The following is a 23,070-nucleotide window of genomic DNA, read 5'->3' on the forward strand; positions in this document are numbered from 1 at the left end:
TGTTACACAGATAACGCACCGCGGCAAGCGCATATAGCGCGAATCCACCACGCTGCGAAGTGCGCGACAGCAACACACCGCCCTCGCAAATTATCATTTACATTCCATACCGGCACCTGAATCCGCTTCGCGCGTTTCACCGCTGCAACAATGGAGGCAGTTACATGGGTGGACACGGAATAATCGGCTGGATCATCATCGGTCTTATCGTCGGAGCGATCGCCAAGCTGTTGATGCCAGGCCGCGATCCGGGTGGCTGGATTGTCACCATATTGATCGGCATCGCGGGTTCGCTGATCGCCGGCTGGGGCGGTTCGCACCTGTTCGGCTGGTACGCTGATGGCAGCGCGCCCGGCTGGATTGCATCGATCATCGGCGCGGTAATCCTGCTGGCGATCTACCGGATGGTCATAGGCCGCCGCGACGTCGTCTAGACAACTCGTTGCGGGCGCATTCATACGTCCGCAATCTTAACCTGAATAGATGCCGCCATCCCGCTAGGGTCGGCGGCATCTTTTTTTGGAGTAGGATATGTCGATGAGCAAAATCCTGTTGGCAGCGGCTGTACTCGCCGCTGTTCCGGCAGGCGCACAGCAGACGCTGCAACTCGCGCCCGCAGTGACGACCTTGTCGGTTTCTGCTGAAGGCCGGTCTTTACGGGCGCCCGATGTGGTCGACCTCTCCGGCGGCGTGATTACCACCGCGGCGACTGCTGCCCAGGCGATGGCATTCAACGCGACGAGAATGACGGCGGTAGTCGCTGCAATTCGACGTGCCGGAGTTGCGGAGCGGGACATCCAGACTGCAGGCCTCAACCTTCAACCGCAGTATAAATACGCTGACAATCAGCCGCCGCTGCTCACTGGCTATCAGGCAAGCAACACCGTCAGCCTGCGCCTTCGCAAAATCGATCAGGCCGGCAAGCTGCTCGACACGTTGGTCGGCGCCGGCGCCAACTCGATTTCCGGACCAAACTTCCGCGTCGATGCCGCCGATGCCGCGCTTGACGAGGCACGTACCCAAGCTGTTGCGACCGCCCGCAGCCGCGCGGAACTTTATGCCCGTGCTGCCGGCCTAAAGATAAAGCGGATCTTGACGATATCAGAAAGCGGCGGCGACCAGCCCCGCCCGATGCCTATGATGATGGCTCGCTCGATGAAGATGGAAGCTGCTGATACGCCGGTCGTTCCTGGCGAGGTGACTCTCTCGATTACTGTCAATGTGACGTTCGAACTGGAATAGCAGCGTCGGACCAGCCGCCACCGAGCGATTGTACAAGCGTCACGGCAGCGGCTTGACGGTCGCGGGTGGCAGCGACCAGCGTCAAACGCGCGTTCAGCGCTTGAGTCTGGAGAGTGATCACGTCGGTGAAAGCGATCAACCCTGCCTTGTACTGATTGATAGCAATTGCTTCGGCCCGATCAGCGGCGACCGAAGCATCTCGGCGCAATAGTTCCTCGCGAGCCAGCACATCGACCGCAGACAGGTTGTTCTCGACCTCCCCAAGCGCGGTCAGAACTGTCTGACGGTAAGCGGCGACATTCTGCGCATAAACGGCGCGTGCTTGCTCCACACGAGCCCTTCGGGCTCCGAAGTCAAGAATGGTCTGCGCCACGGACGCCCCAAACGACCAGAAATTAGCGCCCGCAGCAAACAATCCTCCAAGTCCGCTGGCCGAGGTGTTGCCGGATGCTGTCAGCGACAGACTGGGGAAAAACGCCGCGGTAGCGACACCGATACTGGCATTTGCCGAAGCCGCCCGACGTTCGGCCGACGCCACGTCAGGACGCCGTTCTGCGAGTGTTGACGGCAGCACAGCGGCAACCTGCGGTACGATCGGACGCCATTCAGCAAGTGCGATGCGGAATGTCGACGGGTTCTCACCTACCAAGACAGCGATGGCGTTCTCGTATGTTGCACGCTGCCGCTCAAGGTCGACCGCGTTGGCCTGTGCGGTCTTAAGTTGTGCCTGCGCCTGCACCAAGTCCGCGCGTGCCGACACTCCTGCGTTGTAGCGGTTCGTGGTGATCGTCAAGTTGCGCTCGTAAGCTGCGGTCGTCTCGGCGTAGAGCACCGCCTGCGCGTCCAGTCCGCGTAGAGCGACATAGTTGGTGGCAAGGTCTCCCTGGGCGGCTAGGATGACGTTTCCAAGGTCGGCGGCGCTTGCCTCAGCCTGATCGCGCGCGCCCTCGATGCTGCGGCGGACTGAGCCAAACAAGTCAGGTACCCAGCTGGCATTTGCCCCAAGGGCGAAGCGCGCCCGGGCGCCGCTGCCGGTACTGATTGTGGTCGCGCCGCCGCCAGTGTTGATGACATTGCCGCCGCCGGAGCCGCCGCCACTATAGGTTCCGCCGCCCGTGATACCGATCGTCGGGAATAGCGCAGCGCGGTTTTCGCGGACGAGGGCCTGCGCCTGTTCAAATGCCCCGATCGCCTGAGCAACATTCTGGTTGGCGCGCGGAACGCGAGCTTCAAGGTCGTTGAGGACAGGGTCGCCGAACATCGACCACCATTCGGCGCGTGGCTTGTCATCTGACGGTTGGGCCGGGACCCAGCCCGGCGCGGCCTTCCATGTGGCGGGGGCAACGGCGGCGACGGTTGCCGGTCGGCGGTAGTCAGGCCCGACGGTGCAGGCGGCGAGAGTGCTGACGATCGTCAAAGCCAGCACCCGGCGCGCAGCCGTCGACGAGCGGATCATCGGCATTTCCATATCAGGCAGCCACCGCGACGCCGCGGAGCTCGCGGGGTGAGCGGCTGCGAAAGCGATCGAGGGCGAGGTAGATCGCCGGCGTGGTCAAAAGCGTGAGCATCTGGCTGACGATAAGGCCCCCGACGATGGCGACGCCGAGTGGCTGGCGCAATTCTGCGCCTTCGCCGAAACCGATTGCCAGGGGCACGGCGCCGAGGAGGGCGGCGAGCGTCGTCATGATGATCGGGCGGAAGCGGCGCAGCGATGCTTCGCGGATTGCTTCCCGGGGAGTCATGCCCTGGTTGCGTTCGGCTTCGAGCGCGAAGTCGATGATGAGTATGGCATTCTTTTTGACGATGCCGATGAGCAGGATGATGCCGATCAAGGCGATGATGTCGAACTCCATTCCGGCGAGGAGCAGGGCGATGACTGCGCCGACTCCGGCGGAGGGGAGAGTGGAGAGTACGGTGAGCGGGTGGATCAGGCTTTCGTACAGCATTCCCAAGACGATATAGATCACCACCAGTGCTGCAAGGATGAGCAGCGGGGTCGATTTGTTGCTGTCTTCAAAGGCCTTGGCGGTGCCGGCGAAGGTGCCGACGACGTTGGATGGGAAGGCGAGCCGAGCTTCGGCGGCGGCGATCGCGGTCTTGGCCTGGCTGAGGCTGGTGCCGGGCGCCAGGTTGAAGCTGATCGTCGTCGCGGGCGAGCCGTCCTGGTGGTTGACCGAGGTCGCCGTCGGGCGCTGGCTGAAGCGGGCGAAGGTCGACAGCGGCACCATCGTCGTCCGGGCGCCGCTGAGCGCGCTGCCGGTGGAGGCCGCACCCGCCTGCCCGGCGCTGCCGCCGGGTACGGCGACGGGCTGGCCGGAGGTCGAGGCGGATAGCGCGTCGGCCGCGGCGGCGACGGCGGTGCCGGTGGTGGTGACGGCGGCGCGGGCGGGGACATAGACGCCCTTCAGCGCCTCGGGCGAGCCGGCGAACTCCGGCGCGACGCCCATCACGACATGGTATTGGTTGAGGGCGCGGTAGATCGTCGAGACCTGGCGCTGCCCGAAGGCGTCGTACAGCGCATTGTCGACGTCGCGCGCCGTGATGCCCAGCCGCCCAGCGCGCGAATGGTCGACATCGACATAGGCCTCGACGCCGCTGAGCTGCTGGTCGGAATCGACGTCGGTAAGCAGCGGCTCGGTCTTGAGCTGCTCTGCCAGCCGCCGGGCGCTGGTGGCGAGCAGGTCGGTGTCGTCGCTCTCCAGAGTGTATTGATAGCCCGAGTTCGACTGGCGCCCGCCGATGCGGACATCCTGCACCGGCGTCAGGAAGGTCGCGGCACCGGTAACGCGCGCCAGCTTGGGGCGCAGCCGCTTGATGACGGCGGCGCTGTCGTCCTTGCGCTCGGAGCGGGGCTTGAGCTGGACCTGCATGAAGCCGCCGCCGGCGCGACCGCCACCGGTGAAGCCGACCACTGTCGAGACGGCGGGATCGTGGCGGACGATGTCGACGATCTGCTTGAGCTTGCCGCGGATCGCCTGGAAGCTGATGCTCTGGTCGGTCCGCAGCCCGCCCTGCAGCTGGCCGGTATCCTGCTGCGGGAAAAAGCCTTTCGGAATGGCGACATACAGATAGACGTTGAAGGCCAGCGTCGCGAAAAGGATGACCACGACCAGCCCGACGTGGCTCAGCGACCAGTCGAGCGCGACGGCATAGCGCCCCTCGACCCAGGCGAAGCGCCGCGCGAACCAGCCGGGCTTGGCAGGCTCGGGCGCGTCGGCGGCCGGGACCGGCTTGTCGCGCTGCTTGAGCAGCAGCGCTGCCAGCATCGGCGTCGCGGTCAGCGAGATGACCAACGAGATCAGCACCGCCGCCGACAGGGTGATGGCGAATTCGCGGAACAGCCGCCCGACGATGCCGCCCATGAACAGCAGCGGGATGAACACCGCGACCAGGCTGATCGAGATCGAGATGACGGTGAAGCCGACTTCCTTGGCGCCCTTCAGCGCCGCATCGAACGGCTTCATGCCCTTTTCGACGTAGCGGCTGATGTTCTCCAGCACGACGATGGCGTCGTCGACGACGAAGCCGGTGGCGACCGTCAGCGCCATCAGCGACAGGTTGTTGAGCGAGAAGCCGAGCAGCCACATCACCCCCAGCGTGCCGGCCAGCGAGGCGACGACCGCGACCGCCGGCACCACCGTCGCGCGCCACGAGCCGAGGAAAATGCTGACCACCGCGACGACCAGCAGGGTGGCGATCAGCAGCGTGATCTCGACCTCGCGCAGCGAGGCGCGGATGGTGATGGTGCGGTCCGATGCGACCTGCAGGTCGACGTCGCCGGGGAGCGCCGAGCGCAGCGTCGGCAACTGGCGCTTCACCGCGTCGACGGTGGCGATGATGTTGGCACCGGGCTGGCGGCTGATGATCGCGACGACCGAGGGCTCGCCGTTGAACAGGCCGGTGGTGCGGGTGTCCTCGACCGAGTCCGTGACGCTGGCGATGTCGTCGAGGCGGACGGCGGCGCCGTTGCGATAGGCGATCGGCAGGTCGCGGTAGTCGGCGGCGGTGATGCCCTGGTCGTTGGTGTAGATCTGCAGATGGGTGCCGCCGCTCTCGACCGAGCCCTTGGGACGGTTGGCGTTCGACGACTGGATCGCGGCGCGCACGTCCTCCAGCGCGATGCCATAGGATGCGAGCTGCGTCGGGTTGAGCTCGACCCGCACGGCGGGCAGCGAGCCGCCGCCGAGCTCGACATCGCCGACGCCCTCGACCTGGAGCAACTGTTGCTGGAGCACGGTGGCGACGGCGTCGTAGATCTGGCCGGGCGAGCGCGTCTTGGAGGTCAGCGCCAGGATCATGATCGGCGCGTCGGCGGGGTTGACCTTGCGGTAGGTCGGGTTGGAGCGCAGCGTCGACGGCAGGTAGGCGCGGGCGGCGTTGATCGCCGCCTGGACGTCGCGCGCGGCGCCGTCGATTTCGCGGCCGAGGTTGAACTGCAGGGTGATGCGGGCGCTGCCGAGACCGCTGTTGGAGGTCATTTCCGTGACGTCGGCAATGGTGCCGAGGCGGCGTTCGAGCGGCGTCGCGACGCTGGTCGCCATGGTGTCGGGGCTGGCGCCGGGCAGGCTGGCGCTGACCGAGACGGTCGGGAAGTCGACCTGCGGCAGCGGCGAGATCGGCAGCACGAAGAACGCCGCGATGCCCGCGAGCAACAGCCCGACAAGCAGCAGGATCGTGCCGATCGGCCGGCTGACGAAGGGCGCCGACAGGTTCATGCGGGACCCGCGGCCGGGCTGGCGACCGGTATCGGCTGCTCGCCGCGTCCGCCCCGCATCCGGGCGCCGAGACGGTCGAAGCCGAGGTAGATCACCGGCGTCGTGAACAGCGTCAGCAACTGGCTGACGATCAGGCCGCCGACGATGGCGATGCCGAGCGGGTGGCGGAGTTCGGACCCGGCGCCGGAGCCGAGCATCAACGGCAGCGCGCCGAAGATCGCCGCCATCGTCGTCATCAGGATCGGGCGGAAGCGCAGCAGCGCCGCCTGGCGGATCGCGTTGACCGGGTCCATGCCGTGGTTGCGTTCCGCGTCCAGCGCGAAGTCGATCATCATGATCGCGTTCTTCTTGACGATGCCGATCAGCAGCACGAGCCCGATGATGCCGATGACCCCGAGGTCGTTGCCGGTCAGCCACAGGCCGAGCAGCGCGCCGAGGCCGGCGGACGGCAGCGTCGACAGGATGGTCACCGGATGGACCCAGCTTTCGTACAGGACGCCGAGAACGATATAGACGCAGACCACCGCCGCCAGGATCAGCCACAGCTGGTTGCCGAGCGCGCTGCGGAAGGCGTCGGCGGCCCCCAGGAAAGTCGTCGAGATCGCGGCGGGCATGCCGGCGCGTGCTTCCTCGGCGGTGATCGCATCGACCGCCTTGCCCAGCGAGACGCTGGGCGCGAGATCGAAGCCGATGGTCGCCGCGGGGAACTGCGCGACGCGGGCGACGGCGAGCGGCGACTGCGCCTGGGTCACCGTGGCGAAGGTCCCGAGCGGCACCGGCTGGCCCGACGACGACGGCACATAGAAGCGCGTCAGCGTGTCGGCCGAGGTCAACAGGCCCGGCGTCGCCTCCAGGATGACGCGGTACTGGTTGGTCTGGGTGAAGATCGTCGAGATGATGCGCTGACCAAAGGCGTTGTACAGCGCCTCGTCGACGGCGCTGGCGGTGACGCCGACGCGGGCGGCAGCGGCGCGGTCGATGGCGATGGTCAGCGCCGGGCCGGTGGCCGATCCGTCGGCGATAACGTTGCGCAACTGCGGCAGCTTGGCGAGGCGGGCCGCCAGCGTCTCCGACCATTTCCCGACGAGCGCCGGGTCGGCGCCCTGCAGCGAGAAGCGGAACTGCGTCGGCCCGGTCTCGGACTCGATCGTCAGGTCCTGTACCGGCTGGAGGTAAAGCTCCGCCCCCGCCACGTCGCGGGCGCGGCGAACCAGGCGCGACATCACCGCGGCCTGGCTGCCGGTGCGGTCGCCCTTGCTCTTGAGGTTGATCAGCAGCCGGCCGGAGTTGAGCGTCGAGTTCTGCCCGTCGACGCCGATGAAGGCGCTGAGCGACACGACGTCGGGATCGCGCAGCAGCGCCTGCGCCACCTGTCCCTGGATCATGCCGACGCGGGCGAACGAGGCGCCGGGGTCCATCCGCAGCACGCCCTGCAACTGGCCGGTGTCCTGCACCGGAAACAGGCCCTTGGGGATGACCACGTACAGCGCCACCGTCAGGCCCAGCGTCACCAGCGCGACGATCATCGTCAGCCCCTGCCGCGCCAGCACCCAGTCGAGGCCGCCTTCGTATTTATCGAGCAGCATCTGGAAACCACGCTGGCTGCGCGCCACGATGCCGTTGCCGCTGGGCTCCTTATGGTCCTTGAGCAGGCGCGCCGACATCATCGGCACCAGCGTCAGCGCGACGATCGCCGAGATGACGATGGTCACCGCCAGCGTCACTGCAAACTCGCGGAACAGCCGGCCGACGACGTCGCCCATGAACAGCAGCGGGATCAGCACCGCGATCAGCGACACGGTCAGCGAGATGATGGTGAAGCCGATCTGGCGCGCGCCTTCCAGCGCCGCCTCGAACGGCCGCTTGCCCTCCTCGCGGAAGCGGCTGATGTTCTCGATGACGACGATGGCGTCGTCGACGACGAAGCCGGTGGCGATGGTCATCGCCATCAGCGTCAGATTGTTGAGGCTGTAGCCCAGCATGTACATCACGCCGCAGGTGCCGATGATCGACAGCGGCACCGACAGGCCGGCGATCAGCGTTGCCTGCCACGAGCCGAGAAACAGGAAGATCACCAGCACGACCAGCCCGACCGCGAACAGCAGCTCCAGCTGGGTATCGTGGACCGAGGCTCGGATGCCCTCGGTGCGGTCCGCCAGCAGGGTAATATGGACGTCGGCGGGCAGCTGCGCCTCGAGGTCGGGCAGGCGCAGCTTGATCTGCGCCACCGTCGAGATGACGTTGGCGCCGGGCTGGCGCTGGACGTCGACGATGATCGCGGGGGTATCGCCCATCAGCGCCGACAGCCGGGTGTTCTCGGCGCCGTCGACGATGGTGGCGACGTCGGACAGCCGCAGCGGCGCGTTGTTGCGATACGAAACGACGAGGTCGGCATAGTCCTGCGCCGTCGCCAGCTGATCGTTGGCGTTGATCGCATAGCTGCGCGTCGGGCCGTCGAAGCTGCCCTTGGCGGCGTTGGCATTGGCGTTGGCGATGGTCGTGCGGAGTTGCTCCATCGACAGTCCGTAGGATGCCAGCTGGGCGGTATTGACCTGGATGCGCACGGCGGGGCGCTGGCCGCCCGACAGGGTCACCAGTCCGACACCCGCGACCTGCGACAGCTTTTGCGCGATGCGCTCGTCCACCAGGTTCTGGACCTCGGTCAGCGGCCGGGTGGCGGAGGTGACGCCGAGCGACAGCACCGGCGCGTCGGCCGGGTTGACCTTGGAATAGACCGGCGGTGCCGGCAGGTCGGCGGGCAGCAGCGACGATGCCGCATTGATCGCCGCCTGGACCTCCTGCTCCGCCACGTCCAGCGTGCCGGCCAGGCCGAATTGCAGGGTGATAGCCGAGGCGCCACCCGACGACACCGACGACATGCGCTTGAGGCCCGCCATCTGGCCGAACTGGCGCTCCAGCGGGCCGGTGACGGTGGCGCTCATCACCTCCGGGCTGGCCCCCGGGTAGGTGGTGCGGACGACCAGCGTCGGATAATCGACCTCGGGCAGCGCCGACAGCGGCAGGAACTTGTAGCCGACGATGCCGGCCAGCAGGATCGCCACCATCAGCAGCGCCGTCGCCACCGGGCGGTGGATGAACGGCGCCGACGGGTTGACCCCGCCGGTGACCCGCGCCGGATCGGCTGCTGGGGTCTGCGCGACCTCGGTCACTGCGCGGCGGGGGCAGCGGCGGGCGCTGCGCCCGCACCGGCACCATCGCGGCGGTGGCGACGCTGTCCGCCCTCCGCACCGGAGCCGCCAGCATCGGCACCAGCACCGGCACCGCGACCGCGGCCGCGGCCGGCGCCGAACGACGGCTTGTCGCCGGGCAGCACGACCTTGCCGCCATCGGTGAGGCGGTCGGCACCCTCGGTCACCACGGTCTCGCCGACCTTCAGGCCGGTCAGGACCGCGACCTGGTCGCCGGCGGCGGCACCGGTCTTGACGACGCGCAGCTCGGCGGTGCGGTCGGGCTTGACGACATAGACGAAGGTGCCCTGCGGGCCGTTGCGGATCGCGGTGGTCGGGACGACGGTGACGTTCTGCAGCGTGTCGTAGGTCAGCCGGATGTTGACGAACTGGTTGGGAAACAAGGTGCTGTCGGCATTGCTGAAGCGCGCCTTGGCGCTGACCGTGCCGGTGGCGACGTCGACGCGGTTGTCGAAGGTCGAGAACTGGCCCTGCGCCAGCACCGTGCCGCCGCCGCGGTCGAAGGCGGTGACCGGCAGCTTGCCCTTGCGCGCCCCGGCGGCGACCCGCGGCAGCTGCGCCTCGGGCAGGGTGAAGACGACGTCGATCGGGTGGACCTGGGTGACCACGACGATGCCGTTGGCGTCGCCGGTAGTGACGTAATTGCCGACATCGACCTGGCGCAGGCCGACGCGCCCCGACACCGGCGCGGTGATGCGGGTATAGGCGAGGTTCAGTTTGGCGACGCCGACTGCCGCCTGGTCGGTGGCGATGGTGCCGCCGAGCTGGCCGACCAGCGCCGACTGGGTGTCGACCTGCTGGCGCGCGATCGAATCCTGCTGGAGCAGCGTCTGGTAGCGGTTGAGGTCCGCCCTCGCCTGCTTCTGCTGCGCGACATCGCGGGCCAGCGCGCCCTGCGCCTGGTCGAGCGCGAGCTTATAGGGTCGCGGATCGACCTCGGCGAGCAACTGGCCGGCGCGGACCTCCTGGCCCTCGCTGAATAGCACCTTGTCGAGGGTCCCGGCGATGCGCGTGCGTACCGTCGCGGTCACCGGCGGGGTCACCGTGCCGAGCGCATCGACCGTCAGCGGCACATCGGCCTGGATGACCTTGAAGATGCCGACCGTCGTCGGCGGCCGGCGACCACCGCCCGGACCGCCGCGACCGCCGCCGCCACCGCCCGCACCACCGCCGAATCCGCTCGCATCCTCGGCGGGCGGGCGATGCGTCAGCCAATACAGGAAGCCGGCCCCCGCCAGGATCGCGATGACCACCATGACCACCGAGCCCCAGCGACGACGCCGGGGTGCCGGAACGGATGATGTCGCAAAATCGTCGGCCATGAGTGCTCCGGGTGCAAGATGGTCAGTACGACGGCACAGCTACCGATACCCCGAAAGGCGCGGCGGAACAGCCTCTGCCATGGTTAATTCGCCGGCGCGGCGATTGGCCCGCGAGGTTAGTGGCCGGGACTGGTCGCAGCGATTGCGGGAAGCGCGGTGGCGCGGACCCCGGCGACCATGCCGGCGATCGCGTCGATGACCGCCTGCGGCTGTTGCATCGGCACGAAGTGATCGCTGCCCGTGACCAGCCGGTGCTTGCCCGCCGTCGACAGCTTGGCGACCGCGTCGTGCAGGCCCCACCAGGTCTCGGTCACCGCGGCCTGCTCGTCGGCGGGCAGGGTCGGATCGTCCATGCTGTTCGCCGCGGTCAGCACCAGCAGCGGCAGCTTGCCCAGGCTGTGCCGCGCCTGCTCGACCTGCGCGCTGCTGGTGCCGCCGTAGTTCGCCAGCTCGGACGCGGCGGTGCGCTGGTAGCCCTCCGACAGCTCCAGCTTGCGAACCGCCTCGGACACCGCCGCCGGCATGGCCTGGGCGGGCGGGCTGATGCACAGCGCCGCGGCGGTGCCGCCGGGCATCGGGCGGTTGTCGATGACGGCCTCGGCGCAGGCCTGGACGTCGCGGGCAAAGGCGGCGGCGCTGGCGGCATAGGCTTTCGACACCAGCCCGAGCTCGCGGTCCTGATACTCGACGGCAGGCTCGACCAGGATCATCGCGGCGACCTGCGACGGGTGCTCGCTGGCGAACAGCCGGACGTCGAGCGCGCCCGCAGAATGAGCGACGAGGACATAAGGGCCGGGGACCTGCGCCGCCTTGAGCAGGGCCGCCAGGTCGTCGGCGATCGCGGCGGCGGTGCGCGGCATCGGGCCGGGATCGCTGAAGCCATAGCCGGCGCGGTCGTAGCTGCAGACCCGTGTCGTCCGTGCCACGGCGGGCTGGACCTTGCGCCAATAGGAGGTCCAGCTGGTCCAGCCGCCCTCCAGGATGACGGTCGGCCCGCCGCTGCCGGTGCAATAGATGTTCATGCGTCGACCGCCGGGCAGCGACACCAGACGCTGCGGTCCCGAGAACACGGAGAGGTCCGACGTCGGCGGCGGCTCGACCAGCGGCGCGCGAGGCGGCGACGCCGTTCCCAACGCCAGCAGCCCGAAAATCACCAGGTCGAAGCTAATCATACACCTACTCCACTGCCGTAACGATAACTCCGCCGCTGTGTCTCGGAAAGCACTTTCGTTCCCGAAATAAATCATGATCGTGATAATCATTCGCAACAGTTTGACACTGCGAACGACTCGCGATAGCAACCCCGTCGAGCATATAGGGGCATCAAGTTGACCGACACGAACAAGCTATTCGCACTGCCGGCATTCCTCGCGCTCGGATGTGTCGGGTTCATCGCGACCGACACTGCGCAGGCCGCGGACGCCGCCGCCGATGCCGCCGATGCAGCCCGCGAGACGATCATCGTGACGGGCAGCGCCGCCAGCCACGCCAATGTCCAGGCCGACACGCCGAAGGCCGTGGCCAAGCTGCTCGATACGCCGCGCTCGGTCGTCGTGCTCGACAAGGAAGTCATCAAGGAAACCGGTTCCGCGACGCTGGTCGAGGCGCTGCGCACCGTTCCCGGCATCACCTTCGGCGCCGCCGAGGGCGGCAATCCGATCGGCGACCGCCCGTTCATCCGTGGCAACGACAGCCAGGGCTCGACCTATCTCGATGGCGTCCGCGATATCGGTGCGCAAAGTCGCGAGATCTTCGACGTCGAGCAGGTGCAGATCGTCCGCGGCTCGGATTCGACCCTCGGCGGGCGCGGCTCGGCCGGCGGCTCGATCAACATCATCTCGAAATTGCCGCGCGACCGCAATTTCGCCGAAGTCGCCGTCAGCTATGGCACCGACGACTACAAGCGCGTCGCCGGCGACGTGAACTACAAGATCGCCGAGCATGTCGCCGTCCGCCTGGCGGGTGCATGGCACGACCAGGACGTCGCCGGTCGCGACGAGGTCTTCCAGAAGCGCTGGGGCTTCGCGCCGTCGATCACCATCGGCCTCGGCACCCCGACCCGCCTGACCGCGGCCTATTATCATCTGAAGTCGAACGAACTGCCCGACAGCGGCATCCCGTTCCTCTACACCATCGGCAACACGCCCAACCTCGGCACCAGCCTGTCGGAGCCGGCGCTCGGCACCGTCACCACGGCCAACGGCCGCACCGGCAAGGTCGATCGCTCGACCTTCTACGGTCTCGTCGACCGCGACTTCCGCAAGGCGACGACCGACCAGGCGACGCTGCGGGCCGAACATGATTTCGGCGGCATCACGCTGCGCAACACCTCGCGCTACAGCCACACCAACCAGTCGTATATCTTCACCCTGCCCGACGACAGCACCGGCAACGTCTATGGCACCGGCCAGGTCTGGACCCGCGCCAACACCCGCTACGGCTATACCGACAGCCTGATCAACCAGACCGACCTGTACGGGAAGTTCGACACCGGCGGGATTCAGCACAGCTTTGCCGTCGGCGTCGAGCTGTCGGTGGAGAAGGCGCGGCGCGGCGCCTATGTCACCCGCGGCTTCACCAACGCAGCGGGCAACGAGCTGTTCTCGTCGGGTTCGACGATCAGTCCGCGGTGCAATCCGGCCACGGTCGCCCGCAGCTATTGCGTCGACCTGTTCAACCCGAACCCGAACGCACCCTGGGTCAACTACGCCAGCGACACGTCCAACGTCGCCGCGCCGATCGTCAAGACCCTGGCGATCGCCGAAACCCAGAACGACGCCAACACCCAGGCGGTCTATGCGTTCGACTCGATCACGCTGCTGCCGAACCTGATCCTCAACCTCGGCGCCCGCTATGACAGCTTCGCCTCCAAGATCACGCCGGGCCAGCCGATCACCGCGACCAGCACCTTCTCGCTGAAGCGCACCGACAATCTGTTCAACTACCAGGTCGGCGCGGTGTTCAAGCCGACGGCGACGACCAGCATCTATGCATCCTATGCAACCTCGGCGACGCCGCCGAACAGCCTGCTCGGCGAAGGCCAGGAGGCCAACGCGCTCGGCACGACCGCCACCGCCGGCGCGCTGGCGATCTTCAACAGCCTCAAGGTCGAGAAGAGCAAGTCGTCCGAAATCGGCGCCAAGGCCGACCTGTTCGACGGCCAGCTGTCGCTGACTTCGGCGGTGTTCCAGACCAAGACCAACAATGCCCGCGTCACCATCGACGCCAACACCGTCGCCTTCATCGGCAAGCGGCGCATCCGCGGCGTCGAGCTCGGCTTCAACGGCAACATCGTCAAGGGCTGGAACGTCTTCGGCGGCTACACCTACCTCGATGCCAAGATCGTCGACGGCGGCTTCACCTCGCTGGCAGTCGCCGCCAACGGTCCGGGCGCCCCGGCCACCGCCATCCCGGTGATCTCGGTCAACACCGGCAAGCAGTTTCCGCAGACCGCCAAGCACAGCTTCACGATCTGGAGCAACTACAGCCTGTTCGACAAGCTCACGATCGGCGGTGGCGCCTTTTACAGCAGCCGGGTGTTCGGCGGCTATTCCGACAACCGCACCGCGACGCAGAGCACCACGGGCGTCATCACCGTCAACCCGGCGACCAAGGTCATCGAGCGTGCGGTGCCGTCATACTGGCGTTTCGATGCCCGCGTCGGCTACAAGATCAGCGACGCCATCGACCTGTCGGTCAACGTGCAGAACCTGACCGACAAGGCCTATTTCAGCCAGGCCTACGCCAGCCACTACGCCACCATTGCCGCGGGCCGCAGCGCCTTCGGCACGGTCACGGTCAAATACTGAGGGGTTGCCGCATTTCCGACATCGCCCAGATCAACGCGCTCGACGCCGACGAAATCGTCCGCCGCCTGTCCGGTTCTCCCGGGGAGGCGGCGACGTTCATCGGTGACGCCGCGCGTGCCGGCTCGGCTGAGGCGCAGGCGATCTATGGCCAGATGCTCCTCGACGGACGCGGCGTCGCCGTCGACGCCGTGGCGGCGTTCGGCTGGTTCGCCGCGGCTGCCGAACAGGGCCATCTGGCGGCGATCAACATGGTCGGCCGCTGCCACGATCTCGGCTGGGGCACGATGATCGACAAGCCGGCAGCGGCGGCATGGTTCAAGGTCGCGGCGGAGCGCGGGCTGGACTGGGGCATGTACAATTATGCGACGGCGCTGACGCTCGGCGCCGGCATCGCCGAGGACCGGGTCGCGGCGCTCGGCTGGTTCGGCAAGGCCGCGGCGCTGGGCAATGCCAAGGCGATGAACTTCCTCGGCAGCTTCCACGAGGATGGCTGGGTCGTCGTCCGCGACCTCGCCACCGCCGCCGGGCATTATGCCCGCGCCGCCGCGGGTGGCGACTTCCGCGGCCAGTTCAATCACGCCCGCATGCTGATCGCGGCAGGCGACGTCGATGCCGCCCTGCCGTGGCTGGAACGCGCGCTGGCGGGTGGCAACGACCGTTTTCGCGGGCAGGTGCGCGACTGGCTGCAGCGGGCGACCGACCCACGCCTGCAGGGACTTGCAGCATGATGCTGGCCATTCCCGACGTGTTGAGCGCCGTCGAAGTCACGCGGGTGCGTGCCATCATCGACGCGGCGGACTGGGTCGACGGCAACGCCACCTCCGGCGGCCAGTCGGCGCTGGCCAAGCACAACGTCCAGCTACCCGAAGCCTCGGCGGCGGCACGCGAGGCCGGCGACATCGTGCTCGACGCGCTGGGACGCACGCCACTGTTCGTCGCCGCCGCGCTGCCTCTGCGCGTCTACCCGCCGCTGTTCAACCGCTACGGCATCGGCCACGCCTTCGGAACCCATGTCGACAATGCCATCCGCATCCGCCGCGGCAGCGACTTCCGCATCCGGACCGACCTGTCGGCGACGCTGTTCCTGGCCGACCCCGACAGTTACGACGGCGGCGAGCTGGTCGTCGAGGATCGCCCGGGCATCAAGCTGCCCGCCGGCCACATGCTGCTCTATCCGGCGTCGACCCTGCACCGCGTCGAGCCCGTGACGCGCGGCCAGCGCATCGCGTCGTTCTTCTGGGTCCAAAGCATGATCCGGTCCGGCGACGACCGTGCTACGCTGTTCGAACTGGACACCGCGATCCAGTCGCTCGCCGCCGAACGCGGCCAGGGCGACCCCGACATCATCCGCCTGACCAACGTCTATCACAATCTGCTGCGCCGCAGCGCCGAACTCTAGGGACATTCATGGCTTTCGCTCTTCCACGCCTCAACCAGTCCGGGTTGCTGTTCGTGCCCAAGGCCTGGCAGCGCGCCAAGGTCATCAACTGGCTCAAGAAGATCCACGCCTGGACCGGCTTCTGGGGGGCGCTGCTGTTCCTGATGATGGGCACCAGCGGCTTCCTGCTCAACCACCGCACCGAGAAGTTGAAGATCGTCAGCGGCGAGCCGATCGAGATCAGCGCCGTCGACATTGCCGTGAAGCCCGGCGAGATCGCCGATGCCGACGCGCTGGGCGTCTGGGCCAAGGCAGCGCTCGACCTGCGCGCCGAGGGCAAGGCACCCCGGGGTCGGCCCGGCGGCGAAGGCCCCGGTGGACGTGGTGGTCGCGGTCGTGAGGGCGGCGGTGCAGGTGGCGGTGAAGGCGGTGGTGCAGGCGGGGAGCGTCACAGCTTCAACGGCCAGGCCGTCGCCGAGCCCGAGAAGTGGGTGCGCGAATTCACCATGCCCGATGGCAAGGTTACGGTCAGCTACGTCCCGGGCGCGCCCTTCGTCTCGGCAAAGCGCGACAGCAACGGCTTTTTCGGTACCATCAAGAACTTCCACAAGGGCGTCGGTTTGGGCGTCGCCTGGGTGCTGTTCCTCGACACCATCGCCGGCGCGCTGATCACCATGAGCATCACCGGCTTCCTGCTGTGGTCGCGGCTGCATGGCGGGCGCCTACTGGCCGGCGGCATCGTCGTCGCCAGCTTCGTCGTCGCCTCCAGCGCGATCTGGCCGTTCATCTGAGGTCCATTAATTCCGCTCGCGATATGGCAGTGGTACTGCCGCAACATGTCGCGAAGAATTTATAAACGTTGGCGTAACGGCTTTTGCACAACTCCGTCCGGCGGCTCAATGGGGCCTTGGGGGCGGTGTTTGCAATGAGGCCGTTTCCTGATGAAATCCAGTTTCCGCTTGAAGATGCTTGGCTCGACGATCCTGCTTGCCGGGGTCGTGGGCACTTCGACCTACGCCCAGTCCGTCACACCTGACACCAGCGCCCCGGCCGCGACCGCCGGTGGCGCCCAGTCCGGCGCCGCCGCCACCCCGGCCGGCATCCAGACCGCGCAGAGCAACGATGCCGAGACGATCGTCGTCACCGGCTCGGTGTTCCGCCGCACCAACACCGAGACGCCCTCGCCGGTCACTGTGCTGACCCAGGAGCGCCTCAACAACGCCGGCATCACCAACGTCGCCGATGCGGTGCGCTCGATCTCCGCCGACAGCAGCGGCTCGATCCCGACCTCGTTCACCAACGGCTTCGGCGCCGGCTCGGCTGCGGTCTCGCTGCGCGGCCTGTCGGTCAACTCGACGCTGGTCCTGATCGACGGCCTGCGCACCGCCAATTATCCGCTCGCGGATGACGGCCAGCGCGCTTTCGTCGACCTCAACAGCATTCCGCAGAGCATCGTCGAGCGCGTCGAGGTCCTCAAGGACGGCGCCTCGTCGACCTATGGCGCAGATGCCATCGGCGGCGTCGTCAACCTGATCCTCAAGAAGCAGGTCGTCGGCATCGAGGCCACTGCCGAGGGCGGCATCTCCAGCCGCAAGGATGGCGGCGAGCAGCGCCTGACCTTCACCGCAGGCACCGGCGACCTCGATACCAAGGGCTTCAACGTCTACATCAACGGCGAGTACCAGCATGACTCGCAGATCCTGGCCCGCGACCGCGGCTTTCCGTTCAACACCGACGACCTGACCTCGATCGGTGGCGTCAACAACAACGCCGGTGCCGTCGGCCCCGGCGCGACGACCAGCGCCGTCGTCCGTCCCGCAAACCTCAACACGCCCGGCAACATCCTGACCGGCGCCGCGATCAGCAGCCTGCCGTACCAGGTCCTCAACCCGAACGGCTGCGGCGCCGGCACCATCGCGCACACCAACGCCCCAAGCGCGACGACCGCGGGCGGCTCCTATTGCGAGCAGAACAACAACGGCCAGTACGGTACCATCCAGCCGGACCAGACCCGGTACGGCGTCACCGTCCACGGCACGTTCCAGGTCAACGACAACACCCAGGCCTATGTCACCGGCTCCTATTACCAGAGCAAGGTCGAGTCACAGGGGCTCCCGGCGTCGATCCGGTCCGCCAACCCGATCAACACGCAGACCATCACCCTGCCGGCGCTGCTCGCGAACGGCCAGCTCAATCCCAACAACCCGTTCGCCGCGGCCGGCCAGTCGGCGCTGATCTACTACCGCTTCGGCGACATCGCGGCGTCGACGACGACCAACAGCCATGTCCTGCGCGGCGCGGCTGGGATTAACGGCAGCTTCGGCGACGGCTGGACCTACAGCGCCGACATCACCGCGGCGCACAGCTGGCTCGACATCACCCAGCGCGGCCTGCTCAACATCGCCGGGCTGACCAACGCGATCAACACCGGCAGCTACAACTTCGTCAATCCGGATCAGAACAGCGCCGCGGTGCGCAGCGCCCTGTCGCCGGACGTGATGAACTCGGCGACCAGCGACCTCGACATGATCCAGGGCGTCATCACCAAGGACCTGTTCCAGTTGCCGGGCGGCGCCCTGCAGCTCGGCGTCGGCGGCTCGGTGCGCTATGAGAAGGTCAACGATCCGAACCAGAACGCCAACCTCGCGACGATCAACCTCAACTCCTATTCGGCGTCGGGCAGTCACACCGTCTCGTCGGCGTATTTCGAGGTCAACGCGCCGGTGCTGTCCACCCTCGAGATCAACGGCTCGGGCCGCTACGACCATTATTCGGAGGGCTACAGCAACTTCTCGCCCAAGATCGGCGCCAAGTTCACGCCGATCAAGCAGCTGGCGATCCGCGGCACCTTCTCCAAGGGCTTCCGCGCTCCCAGCTTTGCCGAGAACGGCTCGGGCTCGGTTGTCGGCTTCACCACGACGCGGCCTCCCCAGGAGGTCATCGACGAGCATGGCAACAACGCCTACGTCCAGAGCTATTCGATCGGCTTCAACACCGTGTCGAACCCCGACCTCAAGCCCGAGAAGTCGCGCAGCTTCACCGGCGGCGTAGTGATCCAGCCGACCCGCTGGCTCAGCCTGACGGCCGACTATTACAACATCAAGAAGACCCGGGTGATCACCGGCGGCCCGCTGGCGAACAACGCCATCGACGCCTATTACGCCGGCACCGCCCTGCCCGCCGGCTATACCGTGACGCAGGATGCCGCCGACCCCGATCTGCCCAACGCGACGCGCCGCATCCTCCTGGTCAACTCGCCGTACGTCAACGCGGCGGCGCTGAAGACCTCGGGCATCGACGTGTCCGCGATCGCGCAGATCCCGGTCAGCGACAGCTTCAAGTTCACCAGCGCCGTCGAGGTGACGCGGATCAACAAGTTCGACTTCCAGCCGGGTGACGGCACGACGTTGCACTATGTCGGCACGCAGGCACCTTACGTCCTGTCGTCGGGCGCGGGTACGCCACGCTGGCGCGGCAACTGGCAGAACACCGTCGAGGTCGGCGCCGCCTCGCTGACCGCCACCGCTTACTACACCAGCGGCTACAAGTCGGTGGCCGAGGACCAGAACGGTGCCGGCGCGACGACCTGCGACGATGCCCTGTACGACCCGGCGTTCTGCCGGACCAAGAGCTTCGTCCAGGTCGACCTGGTCGCCGCGTACAAGGTCAACGACAACTTCACTTTCTATGCCAACGTCCTGAACGTCGCCAACCGCAAGCCGCCGCTCAACCCGGCGAACTATGCGGCGATCAACTACAACCCGACCTGGTCGCAGGCCGGCATCATCGGCCGCTACATGCGTGTCGGTGCCCGCATGAAGTTCTAGTCGCTTCTGCGCCAACGAAAGGGGCGGTGGCTCAACAGCCATCGCCCTTTTTTTGTGCCCCGCCGGCTAGTTGACACTGCCGACCGGCCCCTGTCATTTTCACGGTCGGCAGATGTCGCCAGCCGCTCGCGTCCGCAGGGATGAGGTGAAGGCATCGAGACGCGATCTCAATCGGCTGGTCCGCCCGGCGATGGATCGGTAATGCGAGCCCCGATGACCCGTTGCCGGCGCGAGGAACCGTCATGCCGACCATCGAACAAGCCAAAGGAATGGCCAAGCGCCTGCGTTCGGCGCTGGCCGAGCGGAATATCGACATACCCCATGCCGCGAGCCTCGAGCTGGTCGCGGCCGAACTCGGCCACCGCGACTGGAATACCGCCGCCGCCAGGCTCGCGCCGGCGCCGGCCGACGGCCTGTCATTCCAGCAGGCGATACCGATCCTGCGCATCTTCGACGTCGGCAAGGCGCGAGAGTTCTACTGCGATTTCCTCGGCTTCACCGTGGCAATGGAGCATCGCCACGAGCCGGGGCTGCCGCTGTACATGGGCGTCGAGCGGGCCGGGCTGAAGCTTCACCTGTCTGAGCATCACGGCGACGCCAGCCCGGGCTCGACGTGCTTCGTCTGGATGATCGGGATCAAGGCCTACCACGCCGAGCTGACCTCTAAGAACTATGGTTATGGGCGCCCCGGCATCGAGCGCCTGCCCTGGGGCGACAGCATGGAAGTCTACGACCCCTTCGGCAACCGCATCCGCTTTTGCGAGAGGCTCGGCTAGATCTGCGAGGACGCCCGGCAGGCTGTGATGCCGGGCGCCCTCCTCCGCCTTAGAAGCTGTAGCTGACCCGGCCGTAGACGAAGCGACCGTTGAAGCCGAACGGCGAGAAGCTGCTGTACGGCGTGTCGTACCGCGTCTGCGAGTAGTTGCGGGCGACGCCGGTAACCGGGTCGAGACCACGGCCGGTCGGCGTCCGCGTCGGATATTCGTCGAGCAGGTTGTTGGCACCGACCGCAAGTTCGACGCGAGAGACCGGCTTCACCCGGACTTCCATGTCGACGATCCACTTGGGGGCCAGCATGATGTCGCCGAAGTCGTCGGCACCACCGTCGATGACCTTGCCGTAGCGGTTGCCGCGGACGGTGACGCCGAGGATGCTGTAGTCGTAGTCGACGCCCAGGTTGATCTTGGTGCGCGGCTGGCCACGCTCGATACGCAGCGACTCCTGGCGGCCGAACAGCACGACACCTGGCACCTGGCTGAGTGCGCCCGGGGTGGCGTTGCGCCCGGTGATCTTGGTCTTGTTATAATTGAACCCGGCGGTGGCGTTGAGCTTGCCATAGGAGCCGAGGTCGAAGCGGTAGGTCGCGACCGCCTCGACGCCCTGTGTCGCGGTGTCGATGCCGTTGATGAAGAAGCGCCCGGCCGAGATCGTGCGGAAGCCGGCGTTGTTGAGGATCTGCGCGATCTGGAAGCCCGACGAGCCGGTGCCGCCCGAAGGATTGCCTAGCGCATCGCGGGTCGCGTTGAGGTTCTCGGTCAGGACGATGCGGTCGTCGATCTTGATGTGATAATAATCGACGGTCAGGCTGAGGCGCCGCACCGGGCTGAGCACGATGCCGCCCGAATAGCTGACTGACTGCTCGGCCTTGAGCGGCTTGGCGCCCAGCGCGACGGCGACCGGGTTGTTGACCGGCAGCGTCACCGCGTCGACCAGCGTGCCATTGACGTTGTTGGTCGCGGCAGCGGCGAAATACTGTTGCTGCAGCGACGGGGCACGGAAGCCGGTCGAGATCGAACCGCGCAGGGCATAGCCGCTGATCGGCTCGAAGCGCGCCGAAACCTTGCCATTGATGTCGTCGCCAAAGTCCGAATACTTCTCGTAGCGACCCGCCGCCTGGATGGTCAGCATGTCGTTGACGTCGGCATCACCCTCGACATAGGCCGAGAAATTGTGGCGCTCGCGCTTGATGCCGGTGACCTGCTGGCCGCCGATGATCGGCTGGAAGCCCGGGAACACCTGCGCGCCCGGTGCCGCACCCGCCAGGAAGCCCGACGCCGGCGACGTCGGGTTGTTGGTGCCGACCAGCACCGAACCGGAGCGGTAGCTGTCGGGTTCGCCGGCGCGGATGGTATAGTCCTCGTTGCGATACTCGAGGCCGCCGGCAAGGTTGAAGCTCTTGAGGAAGCCGATCTCGATATCCTTGTTGAGATCGAGGTTGGTGGTGAACTGGCCGTAGCGCAGCCCGCCCGCGTCGAACGAGGTCGGTGATGCGGCACCCAGCGAGGCATTGAGGGTGTTGCTGATCAGGAAGTCGAACTTGTTGTGCGCATAGGCCATCGACACGTCGAAGTTGACGCCGCCGATGATGCCCTTCGCGCCGCCGGTGAACGAATAGTCGCGCAGCGCCGTGTTGATCAGCGGCAGGAAGCCGTTCGGATAGACCGACAGCACGTTACGGGCATCGTTCGACAACCGGTAGAAGCCGGCTGACTCGCCGTTGCGGTGGCCATAGCTGGCGAATGCATAGACTTCGAGGTCCTCGGCGACCGGCGTGCCGGCGTTGACGAAGAAGTTATAGTCCTTGGTCTGCGCGTCGCCGTAGCGATGCGACAGGCGGTCGAAGGTGAATTCGCTGGGGCTATACGCGCCCGACGAGCCGAACTGGCGACGAGGGTCATAGCCGGCGCGGTTTGTCGGGTCGCGGTCGCGGTACTCGGCGGTGAGGTTCAGATAGCCCTCGCTGAACAGCGGCAGACCGATATTGCTGCTCAGGCTCAGCGTCTTGCCGTCGCTGACGTGGCGGTCCTTGCCGTTGTCGGTCAGTTGCAGCGTGCCGTCGGGAGCGATCACCGGGACACCGGGCGAGCTGGTGGCGACGCCCGTAACGCGCCGGGTACCTTCGACGTTACTGTTATATTCGCCGTAGGTCGCGCTGAAGCGGGCGCCCTCGCGACGCTTCGACAGCTGGAAGTTGATGACGCCGGCGATGGCGTCGGAGCCGTATTGCGCCGCGGCGCCATCGCGCAGGACCTCGACACGCTCCAGCGCGGCCGAGGGGATCAAATTGATGTCGACCGCTGCGGTGCCGCGCCCGACCGAACCGTTGACGTTGAGCAGTGCGGTGCTGTGGCGACGCTTGCCGTTGACCAGCACCAGCGTCTGGTCGGGGCCGAGGCCGCGCAGTGTCGCCGGGCGGATGACGTCGGTGCCGTCGGTGATCGAGGGCTGGGGGAAGTTGAACGACGGGACCAGCTGCGACAGGACGCGGTTGGTTTCGGTATAGCCGCTGGTCTGCAGCGACTCTTGGGTGATCACGTCGATCGGCACGGTTGAATCGGCGATCGTCCGGTCGTTGCGGCGCGTACCGGTGACGATGATCGTCCCGGCATCACCCATGTCGTCGGCCGCGGCGGCAGCGGCCGGAGCCGGCGCGGCGGGCGCGGTTTCCTGGGCGAACGCCGGTGCCGAAAACACGCTCGTGGCCAGTCCGGCCAGCAAAGCGGCGCGTACGTTGAAACCCATGAAAGACCCCTTTTTTATATGCTTCTGCCTCGGAAAGAGGGGAAAC

Annotated in this window: 14 protein-coding genes; 8 read left to right on the top strand and 6 right to left on the bottom strand. The window is 66.9% G+C overall.

What is annotated here, in order from left to right; all coding sequences use genetic code 11:
• Positions 1–59: 59 nt before the first annotated feature.
• Together ACOFKW_RS16830 and ACOFKW_RS16835 are read left to right on the top strand one after the other, a co-directional pair.
• Positions 60–434, top strand: a complete 375-nt coding sequence (locus tag ACOFKW_RS16830; protein WP_419815279.1) for a GlsB/YeaQ/YmgE family stress response membrane protein — start codon at positions 60–62, stop codon at positions 432–434.
• A gap of 103 nt (positions 435–537) precedes the next feature.
• Positions 538–1,242, top strand: a complete 705-nt coding sequence (locus ACOFKW_RS16835; RefSeq protein ID WP_419815280.1) for an SIMPL domain-containing protein — start codon at positions 538–540, stop codon at positions 1,240–1,242.
• Here ACOFKW_RS16835 and ACOFKW_RS16840 read toward each other — a convergent pair.
• The 5 genes from ACOFKW_RS16840 to ACOFKW_RS16860 all read right to left on the bottom strand — a co-directional run bounded on the left by ACOFKW_RS16840 (position 1,217) and on the right by ACOFKW_RS16860 (position 11,660).
• Entirely contained in the window at positions 1,217–2,698 is a 1,482-nt protein-coding gene (locus ACOFKW_RS16840) for an efflux transporter outer membrane subunit (RefSeq protein WP_419815281.1), read from the bottom strand. The two genes, ACOFKW_RS16835 and ACOFKW_RS16840, sit on opposite strands and share 26 nt — an antisense overlap.
• A gap of 13 nt (positions 2,699–2,711) precedes the next feature.
• Positions 2,712–5,957, bottom strand: coding sequence for an efflux RND transporter permease subunit (locus tag ACOFKW_RS16845; protein WP_419815282.1), 3,246 nt, complete (start codon positions 5,955–5,957; stop codon positions 2,712–2,714).
• Positions 5,954–9,022, bottom strand: coding sequence for an efflux RND transporter permease subunit (locus ACOFKW_RS16850; RefSeq protein WP_419816986.1), 3,069 nt, complete (start codon positions 9,020–9,022; stop codon positions 5,954–5,956). The genes ACOFKW_RS16845 and ACOFKW_RS16850 overlap by 4 nt, the downstream gene beginning before the upstream one ends.
• 101 nt (positions 9,023–9,123) lie before the next feature.
• Positions 9,124–10,488: an MdtA/MuxA family multidrug efflux RND transporter periplasmic adaptor subunit gene (locus ACOFKW_RS16855; protein ID WP_419815283.1), complete on the bottom strand. Its 1,365-nt coding sequence runs from the start codon at positions 10,486–10,488 to the stop codon at positions 9,124–9,126.
• A gap of 116 nt (positions 10,489–10,604) precedes the next feature.
• Entirely contained in the window at positions 10,605–11,660 is a 1,056-nt protein-coding gene (locus tag ACOFKW_RS16860) for an alpha/beta fold hydrolase (protein WP_419815284.1), read from the bottom strand.
• 156 nt (positions 11,661–11,816) lie between these two features.
• Here ACOFKW_RS16860 and ACOFKW_RS16865 point away from each other — a divergent pair, with 156 nt between their 5' ends.
• The 6 genes from ACOFKW_RS16865 (at position 11,817) to ACOFKW_RS16890 (ending at position 20,278) form a co-directional block, all read left to right on the top strand.
• On the top strand, positions 11,817–14,297 hold the full coding sequence (locus ACOFKW_RS16865; protein WP_419815285.1) for a TonB-dependent receptor: 2,481 nt from the start codon (positions 11,817–11,819) through the stop codon (positions 14,295–14,297).
• Between the two features lie 152 nt (positions 14,298–14,449).
• Positions 14,450–15,025, top strand: coding sequence for a tetratricopeptide repeat protein (locus ACOFKW_RS16870; protein ID WP_419815286.1), 576 nt, complete (start codon positions 14,450–14,452; stop codon positions 15,023–15,025).
• Positions 15,022–15,696, top strand: a complete 675-nt coding sequence (locus ACOFKW_RS16875; RefSeq protein ID WP_419815287.1) for a Fe2+-dependent dioxygenase — start codon at positions 15,022–15,024, stop codon at positions 15,694–15,696. The genes ACOFKW_RS16870 and ACOFKW_RS16875 overlap by 4 nt, the downstream gene beginning before the upstream one ends.
• An 8-nt stretch (positions 15,697–15,704) precedes the next feature.
• The gene (locus ACOFKW_RS16880; RefSeq protein ID WP_419815288.1) at positions 15,705–16,466 is read left to right on the top strand and encodes a PepSY-associated TM helix domain-containing protein; all 762 of its coding nucleotides are present in this window, start codon (positions 15,705–15,707) and stop codon (positions 16,464–16,466) included.
• A gap of 150 nt (positions 16,467–16,616) precedes the next feature.
• Positions 16,617–19,502: a TonB-dependent receptor domain-containing protein gene (locus ACOFKW_RS16885; RefSeq protein WP_419815289.1), complete on the top strand. Its 2,886-nt coding sequence runs from the start codon at positions 16,617–16,619 to the stop codon at positions 19,500–19,502.
• A gap of 242 nt (positions 19,503–19,744) precedes the next feature.
• Positions 19,745–20,278: a glyoxalase superfamily protein gene (locus ACOFKW_RS16890; protein WP_419815290.1), complete on the top strand. Its 534-nt coding sequence runs from the start codon at positions 19,745–19,747 to the stop codon at positions 20,276–20,278.
• Between the two features lie 49 nt (positions 20,279–20,327).
• Here the strand turns inward: ACOFKW_RS16890 and ACOFKW_RS16895 are convergent, their stop codons facing one another.
• Complete coding sequence (locus ACOFKW_RS16895) at positions 20,328–23,024, bottom strand: TonB-dependent receptor plug domain-containing protein (RefSeq protein ID WP_419815291.1); 2,697 nt, start codon at positions 23,022–23,024, stop codon at positions 20,328–20,330.
• Positions 23,025–23,070: the final 46 nt, after the last annotated feature.

Source organism: Glacieibacterium sp. (assembly GCF_965200405.1).
Lineage (GTDB): Bacteria > Pseudomonadota > Alphaproteobacteria > Sphingomonadales > Sphingomonadaceae > Glacieibacterium.

What these genes read in the sequence shown, in the direction of transcription:
- ACOFKW_RS16835 (WP_419815280.1), top strand. Translation starts at nt 538, where the DNA reads ATGAGCAAAATCCTGTTGGCAGCGGCTGTACTCGCCGCTGTTCCGGCA.
- ACOFKW_RS16840 (WP_419815281.1), bottom strand. Translation starts at nt 2,698, where the DNA reads ATGATCCGCTCGTCGACGGCTGCGCGCCGGGTGCTGGCTTTGACGATC.
- ACOFKW_RS16845 (WP_419815282.1), bottom strand. Translation starts at nt 5,957, where the DNA reads ATGAACCTGTCGGCGCCCTTCGTCAGCCGGCCGATCGGCACGATCCTG.
- ACOFKW_RS16850 (WP_419816986.1), bottom strand. Translation starts at nt 9,022, where the DNA reads ATGGTGGCGATCCTGCTGGCCGGCATCGTCGGCTACAAGTTCCTGCCG.
- ACOFKW_RS16855 (WP_419815283.1), bottom strand. Translation starts at nt 10,488, where the DNA reads ATGGCCGACGATTTTGCGACATCATCCGTTCCGGCACCCCGGCGTCGT.
- ACOFKW_RS16860 (WP_419815284.1), bottom strand. Translation starts at nt 11,660, where the DNA reads ATGATTAGCTTCGACCTGGTGATTTTCGGGCTGCTGGCGTTGGGAACG.
- ACOFKW_RS16870 (WP_419815286.1), top strand. Translation starts at nt 14,450, where the DNA reads ATGCTCCTCGACGGACGCGGCGTCGCCGTCGACGCCGTGGCGGCGTTC.
- ACOFKW_RS16875 (WP_419815287.1), top strand. Translation starts at nt 15,022, where the DNA reads ATGATGCTGGCCATTCCCGACGTGTTGAGCGCCGTCGAAGTCACGCGG.
- ACOFKW_RS16880 (WP_419815288.1), top strand. Translation starts at nt 15,705, where the DNA reads ATGGCTTTCGCTCTTCCACGCCTCAACCAGTCCGGGTTGCTGTTCGTG.
- ACOFKW_RS16885 (WP_419815289.1), top strand. Translation starts at nt 16,617, where the DNA reads ATGAAATCCAGTTTCCGCTTGAAGATGCTTGGCTCGACGATCCTGCTT.
- ACOFKW_RS16890 (WP_419815290.1), top strand. Translation starts at nt 19,745, where the DNA reads ATGCCGACCATCGAACAAGCCAAAGGAATGGCCAAGCGCCTGCGTTCG.
- ACOFKW_RS16895 (WP_419815291.1), bottom strand. Translation starts at nt 23,024, where the DNA reads ATGGGTTTCAACGTACGCGCCGCTTTGCTGGCCGGACTGGCCACGAGC.